The following is a 13775-nucleotide window of genomic DNA, read 5'->3' as shown; positions in this document are numbered from 1 at the left end:
GTGCGCCTCGTTCGTCAACCCGAGCGTGATTACTCCGCCACCACCCCATTCAACGCAGCCGTTTGCCGCGCGCTCTCGCGCGCCTCGTCGCTGCAACGCTGATGTTCGCGCGAGAGCTTGCGCATCAACGGCAGCAGCAGAACTGCCACCAGCGCGCCCACCGCCGCGAGCCAGCCGAGGCCGGTAAACAGCTTGGTATAAAGCGGCAACGATTCCAGCGGATCCATATCGCCCGCCGGCATCTGCGCGAAATTCGCCACCACGCTGCCCAGATATTGCGACACGCCGGTCGCCACGAAGTACGCGCCCATCATGAAACCGCTCATGCGCGCCGGCACGTAGCGCGCGATCATCGCGAGCCCCAGGCCGCTCACCAGCAATTCGCCGAGCGAATACAGGCCGTAGCCGCCCACCATGAACCACGACGACACGCGCCCGTTCACCGCGTAGTTGCCGCTTGCCGCATAGACGAAGAAACCGGCCGCGACCACGGCGAAGCCGACCGCATACTTCACCGCCACCGGCACGTCCTTGCCGCTCTTCGCGAGCTTCGTATACAGCAGCGCGAGCAGCGGGCTCAGCAACATGATCCAGATCGGGTTGAGCGCCTGGAACTGCGCGGCGCTCCACGTGAACCACGTCTGGCCGAACAGAATGAAACGCGGATCGACGTTACGCAGCGCGAACAGCGTGAGCGACGTCGACATCTGCACGTAGAACACGAAGAACAGGATCACCTGCGCCGTCAGGATCAACGCGGCGACCAGCCCGGAGCGCTCCGAGCGCTCGCACTTGATCAGCATGTAGCCGAAGATCGCCAGAATCGCGACGCCCGCCGTGTATACGCAGGCCACCGCGATCGCCTTATGCTGCAGCACGAACATGGTCGTAGCGCCGAGCGCGAGACCGCCCAGCGCGACCGCGCCGACGCGCTTCCAGCGCACCGGTTCGGCGTCCGGCGCGGAGCCGATATGCGCGAGCGTGCGAAACATGATGAAGTAGTTCAGCACCGACAACAGCATCCCCGCGCAGCAAACGGCGAAGGCCGTATGCCAGCCCCAATGGTCCTTGATCCACGGCGTGGCGAGCATCGACACCGTCGAGCCGATGTTGACCGCCATGTAGTAGATCGTGAACGCGCTGTCGATGCGCGCGTCGTCGCCTTCATAGATACGGCGCACCAGATTCGCCGCGTTGGCCTTGAAGAGGCCGTTGCCCACCACGATCACGCCGAGCGACGCGTACATATAGGCGAGTTGGTCATTCGGCAGCGCCAGCATGAAATAACCGGCCGACAGCACGCCGGCGCCGAAGATCATCGTGCGCCGCGCCCCGAGAATCTTGTCGCCGATCCAGCCGCCGATCGACGGCGACGCGTACACCAGCGCCGTGAACGCGCCCCACGTGAGCGTGGCGTGGCTGTCGGTGAACTGCAGCTTGTCGATCATGAACAGCACCAGCAGCGCGGCCATGCCGTAATAGCCGAAGCGCTCCCACATCTCGATCAGAAAGACCGTCGAAAACGAACGGGTCTGCGAGACGCGTGCGCCCGCCGGATTGGATGAATTCATCGTGTACCTCTTGTTCAAACGGTTGCGGCGTCGCGCGAACTGGCCGCGCGGCGCGTGAAACGGAAGCTGGAAAGACAGTCGGCGAAGCGTGCACTCTCACGTGGATGCACAGGCGCACTGATGCAGCGCTTTAGCCCGCTCTTGCGCGCGCTAAAGCGCCAAACCACCGGATAAACCAGGGGATAGGATCAACGCCCGCCTCGCGAAACGGCCCGCGGCAAGTCCTCCTGGAGGACGCTGCGCCACACCGGGCCCGGGCTCCGGCATGCGGAGCGGGCCCAATGATAAAGCATGGCGAACAAGGGAGATTCCGGGGGCCGCAGAGAGAGGCGTTACCGCGCGGCGGCGGGCGTAAAGCGCGCGGTGGAAAGAATCGGCGGTGATAGTCATGTCCTTGTGCCGGCCGCCGTTCGGTTGGAACGTGCCGGACAGTGCTCCGCCACGCAGGATCGCTGCGGGCGAAATGATAAACAGCGGCCGGATGCGCACGTGTGGTGTCCCAATGCGCGCCCGTCCGCAAGCGGGCCTGATTCTGCAAACAGATACATCCCAAGTCACTCAGGGAATCCACTGAGTTCGCGTCGATTACTTGCTCTTACAGCCATGTCTTTTCGCCAAATCGACGAGTGCCGTCGGAAATAACCTTTGGTGTCATACGCTTAATCGTCCTGATACTCGTATTGCATAACCGCGTTTATCAGCATGCAGACCGCGGTCGATACGCCGATTGTTCGCCGTTTCCAGAAATAAACGGTCGTTTTGGCCGCGGTTAGTTTCGATTCTGGCAACATAGAGTCCAGTCTCGAAATGTGGTCACTCGCAACCACCCAAGGCTGAAAAGACCTGCAGTCCCGCCCAAGACCGCAATCAAACCATATTTACTTATATCAAACAAATTTTGACGGGCTAATTTCCTCCTGCTATGGTCACGACAATTCAAAAAAGCAATCCGGCTTTAGAAATCGGCAGCAAGATCCGCGCGCTGCGCCAACGGCTCAAGCGCACGCTGGATGACACGGCAACCGCAGCGGGTATTTCCAAGCCGTTTTTGTCGCAAGTCGAGCGCGGGCTGGCGTCACCGTCCATCACTTCGTTGGCCGGTATCGCCCACGCACTCGGGGTCACGGTGCAGTATTTCGTCGACACACCCAGCGAGGAACGCTGCGTGAGCCGGGGCGATCAGTTGAAGTTTTTCGGTTTTGCGGACTCGGCCAATCTGTTTGCGCGGCTGACCAACTTGACGGGCGGCCGTCAGCTCGAAGCGATCCTGGTGAGGATGCCGCCCGGGCAGAAGCGCTCGGAAGTCACCACGCATGCCGGGGAAGAGTTTGTTTATGTGATCGACGGCGAAGTGTCGTTGACGCTGGAAGGCAAGACGTTCGTGTTGCACGCGGGAGACAGCGCGCATTACGAATCGACGGTGCCGCACAGCTGGGTGAACACCGCGCGCATCGAGTCGGTGGTCGTCTGGGTGGGCACACCAAGACTGTTCTAAAGGGCGGGCACCTTATCCGGTTGAGCCGGCGAGGGATTGCCTGCATTACGCAATGTAAGGAATCCTGCATGTCGCGCTACCACCACGAGCAACAAGGGCCGCCCTGGCCCGAGCAACGCAGCTAAACGGGCGCCCTGGCGCCAGCGCGTTTCTCTCTCGACCTTTCCTGCGATCTCAACCGATGAAAACCCCGTTCGTCTACACGGCGGCGCTGACCGCGCTCGTCCTCACGTTTGCCCCTTCCGCTTTCGCCGTTACGGTGCCCGCCGGCGTCACGCTCGCCGCCAGCCAGGAGATGACTCGCCAGGTGCCGGGCGAAACCGAATCGCTCGACCCCGCGCATATCGAGTCATGGACCGGCAACACGATCGGGCTCGACCTGTTCGAGGGCCTGACGCGCATGGACGCGAGCGGCGCGATCGTGCCCGGTGTCGCTGAGTCGTGGTCGCGTAGCGGACCGAATACATGGGTTTTCAAGCTGCGCCACGATGCGCGCTGGAGCAACGGCCAGCCGGTCACGGCGGCCGATTTCGTCTACTCGTGGCAACGCGTGCTCGATCCGAAGACGGGTTCGAAATACACGGTACTGGTCGAATTCGTGAAAAACGCCAAGGCGATTCTCGCGGGCAAGGCGCCGCTGACGAGCCTCGGCGTGCGCGCCGTCGATCCCTACACACTCGAAGTCACCACCGAAGTGCCCGCCACGTTTTTCCCGCAGCTGACAGCCATGGCGACGATGACGCCGGTCAACCGCGCGGTCGTGACGAAGTTCGGCGGCGACTGGACCCGTCCGGGCAACTTCGTGGGCAACGGCCCGTACGCGCTGACCGACTGGCAGCCGAGCAACCGTCTCGTGGCGACCAAAAGCCCGACATACTGGAATAACGGCAAGGTCGTGATCACGAAAGTGACCTACCTGCCGATCGAAAACGACGAAACGGCGATGCGCATGTACCAGGCCGGCCAGTTCGACTACACGTATTCGATTCCGTCAGGCGTGTACGCGCAGGTCAGCAAGCAGTTCGGCCCCGAGCTGAAAACCGGCCTGCAGATCGCCACGTACTACTACAGCCTGAATAACGAAGACCCCGCCTTCAAAGACAAGCGCGTGCGCCAGGCGCTGGCAATGGTGCTCGACCGCGACCTGCTGACCAAGCGTTTGACCGCCGACGGCGAAGTGCCGATGTACGGCCTGATCGCCAAGGGCACCGAAGGCTCGGGCGTCTTCACGCCGGAGTGGGCCAGCTGGCCGATGCCCAAACGCATCGACTACGCGCGCAACCTGCTGAAGACCGCGGGCTATTCGGACGCGAAGCCGCTGACGTTCACGCTCACCTACAACACCAACGACCTGCACAAGAAGGTGGCGCTGTTCGCCACGTCGGAATGGCGCACCAAGCTCGGCGTCACGGCAAAGCTCGAAAACGTCGAATACAAGGTGCTGCTCAAGCAACGCCACGAAGGCAAGGTGCAGGCCTCGCGCGACGGCTGGTTCGTCGACTACAACGACGCCAACTCGTTCTTCGATCTGATCCGCTGCAACAGCGTGCAGAACGACCAGCGCTACTGCAACCCGCAAGTCGACAAGCTGATTGACGAAGGCAACCAGCAGCTCGACGACGCGAAGCGCACCGCGCTGTTCACGCAGGCACACGATCTGGCCATGAACGATTACCCTGTGGTATCGCTCTTCCAGTATTCGGCAGACCGGCTGGTCAAGTCGTACGTAGGCGGCTATAAGCCGACCAACTACCTCGACATGCGCGCCACGCAAGACATGTATCTGACCAAGCACTAAACGCGGGAGCACCGTCATGCTGGCCTATACGCTGCGCCGCACGCTCTGGGCGATCCCGACGATTCTCGCCGTGATCACCGCGTGCTATCTGCTGCTGCATCTCACCCCGGGCGGCCCGTTCGACACCGAGAAGCAACTCTCGGCAGCCGTGCTGGCGAACCTCAACGCCAAGTATCACCTCGACGAACCGTTGTGGCTGCAGTACCTCCACTACCTCGGCTCGCTGCTGCACGGCGACCTCGGGCCGTCGTTCCGCTACGCCGACTGGTCGGTCAACGACCTGGTGTGGAAGGCGCTGCCGGTGAGTCTCGGCGTGGGCGGCGTGTCGGTGCCGATCGCGCTCGTGATCGGCGTCGCGCTCGGCACGGTGGCCGCGGTGCGGCGCGACCGCTTCGTCGATCACTTCGTGATGGTGCTCGGCAATCTCGGCAACGTGGTGCCGCCCTTCGTGCTGGGGCCGGTGCTCGTGTGGATCTTCGCGATCCTGCTGAAAACCTCCGAAGGACACGGCTGGCTGCCGGCCGGCGGCTGGGGCGAAGGCGAGTGGCGCTACCGCGTGCTGCCGATCGTGCTGCTCACCATCATCAACGTCGCCGCGATTGCGCGCGTGATGCGCGGCAGCATGATCGAAGTGCTGTCGGGCAACTTCATCCGCACGGCGCGCGCCAAGGGTTTGCCGGGCCGCACGATCGTCCTGCGTCACGCGATGAAACCAGCGCTGATGCCGGTCGTCTCGCTGCTCGGCTCGATCTGCATCTCGTCGATCACCGCGGCAGTGGTGACCGAATCGGTGTTCGCGCTGCCGGGTCTCGGTCAACTGGTCGTCAACGGCGCGATCAATCGCGATTACACCCTCGTGCTCGGCCTCGTCGTGCTGACCACCGCCGTTGCGGTGCTGTTCAATCTGCTGGTCGACCTCGCGTATGCGTGGCTCGATCCGCGCATCCGGTACTGATCCATGCCCCGCTCTCTTCAATCGACTGCCGCGGCGCTCGATCCGCTCGCGGCCATCGCCAGGGCGCCGCGTTCGCGCGGCCCGCTCGCCACCGCCGCGTGGCGCTTCGTGCGCAACCGCGCCGCCTTCGCCGGCTTCGTCGTGCTGATGCTGATCGTGATCGCCTGCGTGGCCGGTCCGTGGCTTTTGCCGAACAACCCGATCGATAGCGACTGGAGCGCGATCAGCCTGTCGCCCACTTTGCAGAACATGCACTGGTTCGGCACCGACGAACTCGGCCGCGATCTGCTCACGCGCACGCTGCAGGGCGGACGCGTGTCGCTCGAAGTCGGGCTGCTCGGCACGCTGGTGTCGGGGTTGATCGGCGTCGCGTATGGCGCGACCGCGGGCTATCTCGGCGGGCGCGTCGACGCGGTGATGATGCGCATCGTCGACATGATGTACGCGATTCCCTACATGCTGATCGCCATTCTGATGATGACCATGTTCGGCCGCGCCTTCTATCTGGTGGTGCTCACCATCAGCGCGTTTTCATGGCTCGATATGGCGCGCGTGGTGCGTGGTCAGACGCTGTCGCTGCGCTCGCGCGAATTCATCGACGCCGCGAAGGCGATCGGCGTGAGTTCGCGTTCGATCATCGCGCGTCACATCGTGCCGAATCTGTTCGGCGTGGTCGTGGTGTACGCCAGCGTGACGGTGCCGAATATCGTGTTGACGGAATCGGTGCTGTCGTTCCTCGGCCTCGGCGTGCAGGAACCGATGACGAGCTGGGGCGTGCTGATTCAGGACGGCGCGCAGAAGCTCGAATCGATGCCGTGGCTGCTGCTGTGCCCGGCCGTGATGCTGTGCGTGACGCTGTATTGCGTGAATTTTGTCGGCGATGGTCTGCGCGACGCATTCGACCCGAAGGACCGTTGACATGCCGCTACTCGAAGTCAAAGACCTCAGCGTGCGCTTTACGCGCCGCGAAGGCGCACCCGTCGACGCGGTGCAAGGCGTGTCGTTTTCACTCGAGGCGGGCCGCACGCTCGGCATTGTCGGCGAATCGGGCTCGGGCAAGAGCCAGACTGTGATGGCGCTGCTTGGCCTGCTTGCCGGCAACGGCAAGGTGTCCGGCAGCGCGACTTATCGCGGCGAGAATCTGCTGACCATGAACGAAGCGGCGCTGAACAAGATTCGCGGCGACCGCATCGGCATGATCTTTCAGGACCCGATGACCTCGCTCAATCCGTTCCTCACGATCGAACGTCAGATGACCGAGACGCTGCAACTGCATCGCAAGATGTCGCGCCGCAAAGCGCGCCGCCGTGCGATCGAAACGCTCGAATCGGTGCGCATTCCCGATGCCGCGCGCCGCATCGGCATGTATCCGCACGAGTTTTCCGGCGGCATGCGCCAGCGCGTGATGATCGCGATGGCGCTGCTCTCCGAACCGGAAATCCTGATCGCCGACGAACCCACCACCGCGCTGGACGTCACCGTGCAGGCGCAGATCATCGAACTGCTGCGCGAACTGAATCGCGAACGCGGCACGGCGATCATTCTGATCACGCACGACATGGGCGTCGTTGCCGGCCTGTGCGACGACGTGATGGTGATGTATGCCGGCCAGACCGTCGAGCAGGCGAGCGCCGCCGCGCTGTTCGCCGCGCCGACGCATCCGTACACGCTCGGCCTGTTGAACGCGCTGCCGCGTCTGACCGACGATGACGACGACCGTCCGCTGCAAACCATTCCGGGCAATCCGCCGCTGCCTGGCGAAGTCGGCGCAGGTTGCGCGTTCGCGCCGCGCTGTGGGTATTGCACCGAACGCTGCCGCGAATCGCGGCCGTCCCTTGTTGCTGCAGAAGGCTATCCCGACGCCCTGCGCGCATGCTTTAAGCCGGTAGGCGAAATCCTGGAGGCACAACACGTATGAACGCCACGCCTATCGCAAGCCAGGACGCGGCCACGCTCCTGCGCGTCGACAATCTCAAGGTGCAATTCGGCGTGCCGCGCGGCGGCTTTCCGTGGTCCGGCAAAGCGACGCTGCGCGCGGTGGACGGCGTGTCGTTCAACGTGCGGCGCGGCGAAACCGTGGGACTCGTCGGCGAATCGGGTTGCGGCAAGTCGACACTGGCGCGCGCGATCATCGGACTCGCGCCGGTGGCGAGCGGCAGTGTGCGCTGGCTCGGCGACGAAACCGTGCTGCCCGGCGCGCGCCGCGATACCTCGCGTTTGCGCCGCGACGTGCAGATGATTTTCCAGGATCCGCTCGCTTCGCTCGATCCGCGCATGACGATCGAACAGATCGTCGCCGAGCCTTTGATGACGCACGGCCAGGACATCGCGCGTGCCGACGTGCAGCGGCGCGTGCTGACCATGCTCGAACGCGTCGGTCTTAACGCGCAACACCTGCGCCGCTATCCGCATGAGTTTTCCGGCGGGCAGTGTCAGCGCGTCGGCATTGCGCGCGCGCTGATCGGCGAACCGCAACTGGTGATCTGCGACGAGCCGGTCTCCGCGCTCGACGTGTCGATCCAGGCGCAGATCGTCAACCTGCTGCGCGATTTGCAGCGCGAACTGTCGCTCTCCTTGCTGTTCGTCGCGCACGACCTGGCCGTGGTCAAAGCGATCAGCCACCGCGTGCTGGTGATGTATCTGGGCCGGGTGATGGAATTCGGCGACAAGCGCGAGGTATATGGCACACCGCGCCATCCGTACACGCGCGCGTTGCTCTCCGCCGTGCCGGTGGCCGATCCGGTGGTGGAGCGCGCACGCCGTCATCTGCTGTTGCGCGGCGAGATTGCCTCGCCGCTGAATCCGCCTTCCGGTTGCGCATTTCGCACGCGCTGCCCGGATGCAATCGACGCCTGCGCCAGGGAGATTCCGCAGCCCGTCACGCACGGCGCCAGGGCAACACGGGTCGCGTGTATTCGCGTTGACGACGCCGTGAGGTAAGTGCCGCCGGCGCACCGCCAGCTCACCGAAGAACCCGAGAAATCAAAACCGTATTCCCGGCGCGGCAGGCCGCCGCGCCGCTGGATTCGTTCGTCCTGCCAACCGCGGAACGAGCGATAAGCATGGACTGGCTAAGCGCCAGCCAAAGATTCACCACAATAATCAGAGACGTACTCAATGAAAGATACCCGATCAAAAAGCCGGTCAAAAAAAACCGGAGCAGCAACGTTCTTTTACTGCGCATTCACGCTTCCCGCACTGACACTAGCCGCCAACGCGTATGCCGACGACGGCGTCACGGAGCCCACCTCCGAGGCGTCTAAAACTCAAACGGTCGCGCAAACGTTGTCGTCCCCCGCGCAACTCGCGCAAACCACGCCAACGCAGCAAATCGATGCTTCCGGCAAGCGCCGGGCGGAGCAAGGTGGCCACGTGCGTAACGACCAACCCGATACCACCAACGCCGTCGTCAACGCCGAGGCCAGTCAGACCGTGACGCCGCCCGCGCCGCTTTCGAGCCAAATGGCAAGCAAGGGTTTCATCGCGGACAGCCATCTGAATCTGCAGTTTCGCAACTACGCCGACTACTTCCAGGCGCCCAACACGATTTACCGTCACGCGTGGGTTCAAGGCGCGCAGGCCAACTTTGAATCCGGCTACACGCAAGGGCTGATCGGCTTCGGCGTCGATGCGTCGCTGTTCGGCGCACTCAAGCTCGACGGCGGCAATGGCGCGGGCAACATGGTGCACGTGGGCAAGGACGGCGGCGGTTCGCAGCAACTCGCGTGGGCGTATCCCGGCATGTACGACATCAAGGGACGCATTTCGGAAACGGTCGTGAAGTACGGTTTGCAGGACGTGACAAACCCGTTCCTCGAACCGCACGACAACCGCGCGTTGCCGCCGACTTTTCTCGGCGTCTCGATGGTCAGCAACGATCTCGCGCACACTGAATTGCAGGCCGGCAGCTTCACCAAAGTCGACGCCCGCGGCCACACCAATCTGACCAATCTCACCACCTCGTACGGCGGCACGCGGATCGATCGCCTGACGTATGTGGGCGGCACCTGGCACTACGCGAAGAACGGCGAGATGGCGCTGTACGTCGATCAGGCCGACGACGTCTGGCGTCAGTACTACGGCTCGGTCGCCCAGTCGTTCGGCGATCCGACCACCATCAAGTGGAGCGGCCTTGCGAACATTTACTCGACGCACGACACCGGCGCGTCGCGTCAGGGGCACATCAACAGCAATGCGTACAGCGTGTCGGTCTCCGCGCAGCACGGCCCGCACGCGCTTTTGCTCGGCTACCAGCAGGTGCTCGGCGACCAGTTCTTCGACTATGTCAACGAGACCAACGGTATCTATCTGACCAACTCGATGGACGTGGACTACAACGCGCCGCACGAGCAGTCGCTGCAATTGCGCTATACATTCGACGGCAAATACGCCGGCGTGCCTGGACTCAAAGCGATGTTCTGGGGGCAATACGGCTGGGGCGCGGATGCGTCGGCGGGCGCGGCGGAGAATGCCTCGCCTTCCGCGCCGCTGCATGATCTGTACTGGAAGAACGGCGAGCCGGTACATGGCCATCATCACGAATTCGGCTTTATTCCGAGCTACACGCTGCAAAGCGGACGCTTCAAGGACACGAAGATCACGTTCATCGCGATGTGGCACAACAGCCAGTATCACTATTCGGACGGCAACAACATGGAATACCGGCTGGTGGTGAATGTGCCGGTGAAGGTGTTCTAAACGCTCTCAGGCGATTCGACAGGCGGCGCGGCTTGCGCGCTGCCTCGTTGATCGCGCGTGCGCTTATCCCGTGATCCGTTCGGTGGTCATCGCGCGCGACAGGCCATGCATCGGCCGGCGCAACGCGACATCGAACGGATTGGTTTGCGGGCCGATCGCATCGGCCTGCCGACGCAACAACTCGACCACCATCGGCAGACGGTCGTCGCCCAGACGTGCGGCCAGCGTGCCGACGCTCAACGCCCCCACCGCCACGCCCGTGCGGTCCAGAATCGGCACCGCCACGCCCGCCATGCCGTCGAGCACGCCGCTATTGCGCCCCGCGTAGCCCAACTGGCGCACACGTTCGATCTCGGTGCGCAAATACACTTCGTCGAGCACACCGTAGCCGCGAATGCGCGGCACGTTGAAACGGATGATCTCCTCGCGCTCCGCCTCGGGCAGAAACGCCAGAATCGCCAGACTGCCCTGCCCGACACCCAACGCGACACGCCCGCCGATATCGCCTGTGAAAGAGCGGATCGGAAACGGCCCTTCGCAGATGTCGAGGCACACCGCGTCGAAGCTGCTTTTGACGAGCAGAAAGATCGTGTCGCCGAGACTTGCGCACAGACGCAACAACGCGGGACGGCACAGCGTGCGCATGCCGCTCGGGTTGCCGGCCTGCGCCGCGAGCGCAAAAAAATCCACACTCAGCCGGTACAGCTTGGAGCTTTCATCCTGTTCGACAATGCCTTCCGCGATCAACGCATGCAGGATGCGATGCACCGTGCCTTGCGTGAGCCCGACCGCTTTCGCGAGACGCGTGACGCGTCCGCCGTCGGGCTGCGCTTCGGACAATGCGCGGATTACCGCGAACGCGCGTTCCAGCATGCCGGGACCGGGGGCGCTGCCCGTGTCCGCGGTGTCGGTGTCGGCATCTCGTTTGGCGGCAGGATTCATTTCATTGGCTCTGAATTATTTCAATGATTGGAACACTATAAGGCGTTTTATCCGTCAGCGGAATTCTGCCAGTTTTCCCACGCGGCACCGTTGTATCAATGATTCATAGGGATTTTCCGGAGACCATACAGCGGAACACCTGCCGCCGGTTTCAATGAATAGATTCCGTTTGGCGGAATTTTTTCTAATCTTGTACCGGTAAACGGAATTTGAAATTGACTGACGGTAATTTGGCTAGCTAGAGTCGGCGTCATCGATGCAGTAGTCGATTGAACCGGTGTCGAACCATCCAAAGGCCAGATCATGTCGTTCCTCACACTCACGGACGTAACGAAATCGTTCGGCGATCTGCAGGCAGTCACCGACGTGAACCTGTCGGTGGAGAAAGGCGAGTTCGTTTCGCTGCTCGGTCCGTCCGGCTGCGGAAAGACCACCACCTTGCAGATGATCGCGGGCTTCGTCGAGACGACGCGCGGACGCATCACGCTCGACGGCCGCGACATCACGCACATGAAACCGAACAAGCGCGGCCTCGGCATCGTTTTCCAGAGCTACGCGCTGTTTCCGCACATGAGCGTCGCCGACAACGTCGGCTTCGGCCTGGAGATGCGCAACATCGACAAGGCCGAGCGCAAGGAGCGCATCCGCGAAGCGCTGTCGCTGGTGCGCCTCGACACGCTCGCGCATCGCTTTCCGCGCGAACTCTCCGGCGGTCAACGGCAGCGTGTGGCGATTGCCCGCGCCATTGTGATCGCGCCGCCGGTGCTGCTGCTCGACGAACCAATGTCGAATCTCGACGCCAAGCTGCGCGAAGACATGCAGTTCGAACTGCGCGGCATTCAACGCAAGATCGGCACGACCACCATCATGGTGACGCACGATCAATCCGAAGCGCTGTCGATCAGCGATCGCGTGGTGGTGATGGAAGCCGGCCGCATCACGCAGATCGACACGCCGTACGAAGCGTACGAGCGCCCGGAAAATCGCTTCGTCTCGCAGTTCATCGGCAAGGCCAACATGCTGCCGGGCACCGTGGTGGCACGCGACGGCGACGCGATCCGCATCGACCTCGGCCACGATCTCGCGGAGACGGGACATACGGCGCAGTTGCCGGCGCGCGAGCGCGTGGTCGGCGTCGGCGACGCGGTGACCTTGTGCATCCGTCCGGAAAAATTGCGGCTGTGCGCACCGAACGCGGGACGTGTGCCGGCCACCATGACGAGCCGTTTCTTCCTCGGCAGCCAATGGTTGTATCGATTGGACAGCCGCCTCGGCGAAGTGCTGGTGTGCTGCCAGAACGAAGGCACGGAGCCGCTGCCCGAAGGCGCGGCGGTCGGCGTCGACTGGAACAGCGAGGCGATCCGCTTCATTCAACGGGACGCGCATCATGGCTAGTACGCTGCCCGCCGCCGACGACCGCGACATGAAGTCCGCCAACGCCCGCCGCGCGCCCTGGCAAGCATTTTTGCCGCTCTGGCTGATGTGCGCGCCGGCCTTTCTGCTGTTCGTGGCGCTCGTGCTGGTGCCGCTTCTGATGACGCTGGTGCTGACCTTCTATCGCTTCGATCCGGCCAGCGGGCCGATCGCCGCGTTCCAGTTCGGCAATTACATGGAAGTGCTGAGTTCATCGTATTACCACACCATCTTTTTGCGCACCTTCGGCATTGCGTTTCTCGTCACGCTGTTGTGCGTCGCGATCGGCACGCCGGAAGCGTACGTACTATCGCGCATGCGCGATCCGTATCGCTCGATGTTCCTGCTGGTGATTCTCGCGCCGCTGCTCGTTTCGGTAGTGGTGCGGGCGTTCGGCTGGAGCATGCTGCTCAACACCGGCGGCCTCGTGAACCAGGCATTCGGTCTGGTGGGACTCGGGCCGTACAAGCTGGAGTACACCACCTTCGCGATCGTCATCGCACTCGTGCACGTGATGCTGCCGTTCATGGTGATTCCGGTGTGGACCGCGTTGCAGAAGCTCGACCCGCAAACGGAAAACGCCGCGCTTTCGCTGATGGCGTCGCCCGCCACCACGCTGCGCCGCATCGTCCTGCCGCAACTGACGCCGGGCATTCTGTCGGGCAGCCTGATGGTGTTCGGTTTGTCGGCGAGCGCCTTCGCGATTCCCGGCCTGCTCGGCGGACGACGCCTGAAAGTCGCCGCCACCGCCGTCTACGACGAATTCCTCGGCTCGCTGAACTGGCCGCTCGGCGCGACCATCGCGCTCCTGCTGCTGATCGCGAATCTGATCGTGATGCTCACGTATTACCGGGTTCTGGAGCGCAGGTACACCAGAAGCCTCGGTTAATTCATCGGCAATTT

The 13775-nt window shown here is 63.0% G+C and carries 12 protein-coding genes; 9 read left to right on the top strand and 3 right to left on the bottom strand.

Annotation, left to right across the window (positions count from 1 at the left end; translation table 11 throughout):
• Nucleotides 1-29: 29 nt before the first annotated feature.
• Entirely contained in the window at nt 30-1571 is a 1542-nt protein-coding gene (locus B0G80_RS41325) for a peptide MFS transporter (protein ID WP_116123287.1), read from the bottom strand.
• Between the two features lie 922 nt (nt 1572-2493).
• Between B0G80_RS41325 and B0G80_RS41320 the strand changes: the two genes are divergently transcribed.
• The 7 genes from B0G80_RS41320 (at nt 2494) to B0G80_RS41290 (ending at nt 10517) form a co-directional block, all read left to right on the top strand.
• Nucleotides 2494-3066, top strand: coding sequence for a cupin domain-containing protein (locus B0G80_RS41320; protein ID WP_012426331.1), 573 nt, complete (start codon nt 2494-2496; stop codon nt 3064-3066).
• Between the two features lie 181 nt (nt 3067-3247).
• Nucleotides 3248-4864 (top strand): peptide ABC transporter substrate-binding protein, encoded by a 1617-nt coding sequence (locus B0G80_RS41315; RefSeq protein ID WP_116123286.1) that lies wholly within the window; start codon nt 3248-3250, stop codon nt 4862-4864.
• A gap of 16 nt (nt 4865-4880) precedes the next feature.
• Nucleotides 4881-5819, top strand: coding sequence for an ABC transporter permease subunit (locus tag B0G80_RS41310; RefSeq protein WP_012426329.1), 939 nt, complete (start codon nt 4881-4883; stop codon nt 5817-5819).
• Between the two features lie 3 nt (nt 5820-5822).
• Nucleotides 5823-6737 carry an ABC transporter permease gene (locus tag B0G80_RS41305; RefSeq protein ID WP_181920175.1) on the top strand — a complete coding sequence of 305 codons (915 nt, stop codon included), beginning with the start codon at nt 5823-5825 and terminating at the stop codon, nt 6735-6737.
• 1 nt (nt 6738) lies between these two features.
• Nucleotides 6739-7737, top strand: coding sequence for an ABC transporter ATP-binding protein (locus B0G80_RS41300; protein WP_116123285.1), 999 nt, complete (start codon nt 6739-6741; stop codon nt 7735-7737).
• Nucleotides 7734-8759: an ABC transporter ATP-binding protein gene (locus tag B0G80_RS41295; protein WP_116123284.1), complete on the top strand. Its 1026-nt coding sequence runs from the start codon at nt 7734-7736 to the stop codon at nt 8757-8759. Before B0G80_RS41300 ends, B0G80_RS41295 begins: the two co-directional genes overlap by 4 nt.
• Before the next feature lie 177 nt (nt 8760-8936).
• Nucleotides 8937-10517 (top strand): OprD family outer membrane porin, encoded by a 1581-nt coding sequence (locus B0G80_RS41290; RefSeq protein ID WP_116123283.1) that lies wholly within the window; start codon nt 8937-8939, stop codon nt 10515-10517.
• A 63-nt stretch (nt 10518-10580) separates the two neighbouring features.
• Here the strand turns inward: B0G80_RS41290 and B0G80_RS41285 are convergent, their stop codons facing one another.
• A complete protein-coding gene (locus tag B0G80_RS41285) occupies nt 10581-11459 on the bottom strand; it encodes an IclR family transcriptional regulator (protein ID WP_116123282.1) in 879 nt (292 codons plus the stop codon).
• 95 nt (nt 11460-11554) lie between these two features.
• On the bottom strand, nt 11555-11764 hold the full coding sequence (locus B0G80_RS45560; protein WP_147309984.1) for a hypothetical protein: 210 nt from the start codon (nt 11762-11764) through the stop codon (nt 11555-11557).
• Between B0G80_RS45560 and B0G80_RS41280 the strand changes: the two genes are divergently transcribed.
• Both B0G80_RS41280 and B0G80_RS41275 read left to right on the top strand, forming a co-directional pair.
• Nucleotides 11763-12854: an ABC transporter ATP-binding protein gene (locus tag B0G80_RS41280; protein WP_116123281.1), complete on the top strand. Its 1092-nt coding sequence runs from the start codon at nt 11763-11765 to the stop codon at nt 12852-12854. The two genes, B0G80_RS45560 and B0G80_RS41280, sit on opposite strands and share 2 nt — an antisense overlap.
• Nucleotides 12847-13761 (top strand): ABC transporter permease, encoded by a 915-nt coding sequence (locus B0G80_RS41275; RefSeq protein WP_116123280.1) that lies wholly within the window; start codon nt 12847-12849, stop codon nt 13759-13761. The genes B0G80_RS41280 and B0G80_RS41275 overlap by 8 nt, the downstream gene beginning before the upstream one ends.
• The last annotated feature ends 14 nt before the right edge of the window (nt 13762-13775 follow it).

Source organism: Paraburkholderia sp. BL6669N2 (genome assembly GCF_003387275.1).
In the GTDB taxonomy this organism is placed as follows: domain Bacteria; phylum Pseudomonadota; class Gammaproteobacteria; order Burkholderiales; family Burkholderiaceae; genus Paraburkholderia.
Note: the sequence above shows the minus strand (reverse complement) of the source record. Positions and strands in the feature narration are given on the sequence as shown.

Excerpts from the sequence above, each read along its gene's own strand:
- B0G80_RS41325 (WP_116123287.1), bottom strand. The coding sequence starts at position 1,571 with ATGAATTCATCCAATCCGGCGGGCGCACGCGTCTCGCAGACCCGTTCG.
- B0G80_RS41320 (WP_012426331.1), top strand. The coding sequence starts at position 2,494 with ATGGTCACGACAATTCAAAAAAGCAATCCGGCTTTAGAAATCGGCAGC.
- B0G80_RS41315 (WP_116123286.1), top strand. The coding sequence starts at position 3,248 with ATGAAAACCCCGTTCGTCTACACGGCGGCGCTGACCGCGCTCGTCCTC.
- B0G80_RS41310 (WP_012426329.1), top strand. The coding sequence starts at position 4,881 with ATGCTGGCCTATACGCTGCGCCGCACGCTCTGGGCGATCCCGACGATT.
- B0G80_RS41305 (WP_181920175.1), top strand. The coding sequence starts at position 5,823 with ATGCCCCGCTCTCTTCAATCGACTGCCGCGGCGCTCGATCCGCTCGCG.
- B0G80_RS41300 (WP_116123285.1), top strand. The coding sequence starts at position 6,739 with ATGCCGCTACTCGAAGTCAAAGACCTCAGCGTGCGCTTTACGCGCCGC.
- B0G80_RS41295 (WP_116123284.1), top strand. The coding sequence starts at position 7,734 with ATGAACGCCACGCCTATCGCAAGCCAGGACGCGGCCACGCTCCTGCGC.
- B0G80_RS41290 (WP_116123283.1), top strand. The coding sequence starts at position 8,937 with ATGAAAGATACCCGATCAAAAAGCCGGTCAAAAAAAACCGGAGCAGCA.
- B0G80_RS41285 (WP_116123282.1), bottom strand. The coding sequence starts at position 11,459 with ATGAATCCTGCCGCCAAACGAGATGCCGACACCGACACCGCGGACACG.
- B0G80_RS41280 (WP_116123281.1), top strand. The coding sequence starts at position 11,763 with ATGTCGTTCCTCACACTCACGGACGTAACGAAATCGTTCGGCGATCTG.
- B0G80_RS45560 (WP_147309984.1), bottom strand. The coding sequence starts at position 11,764 with ATGATCTGGCCTTTGGATGGTTCGACACCGGTTCAATCGACTACTGCA.
- B0G80_RS41275 (WP_116123280.1), top strand. The coding sequence starts at position 12,847 with ATGGCTAGTACGCTGCCCGCCGCCGACGACCGCGACATGAAGTCCGCC.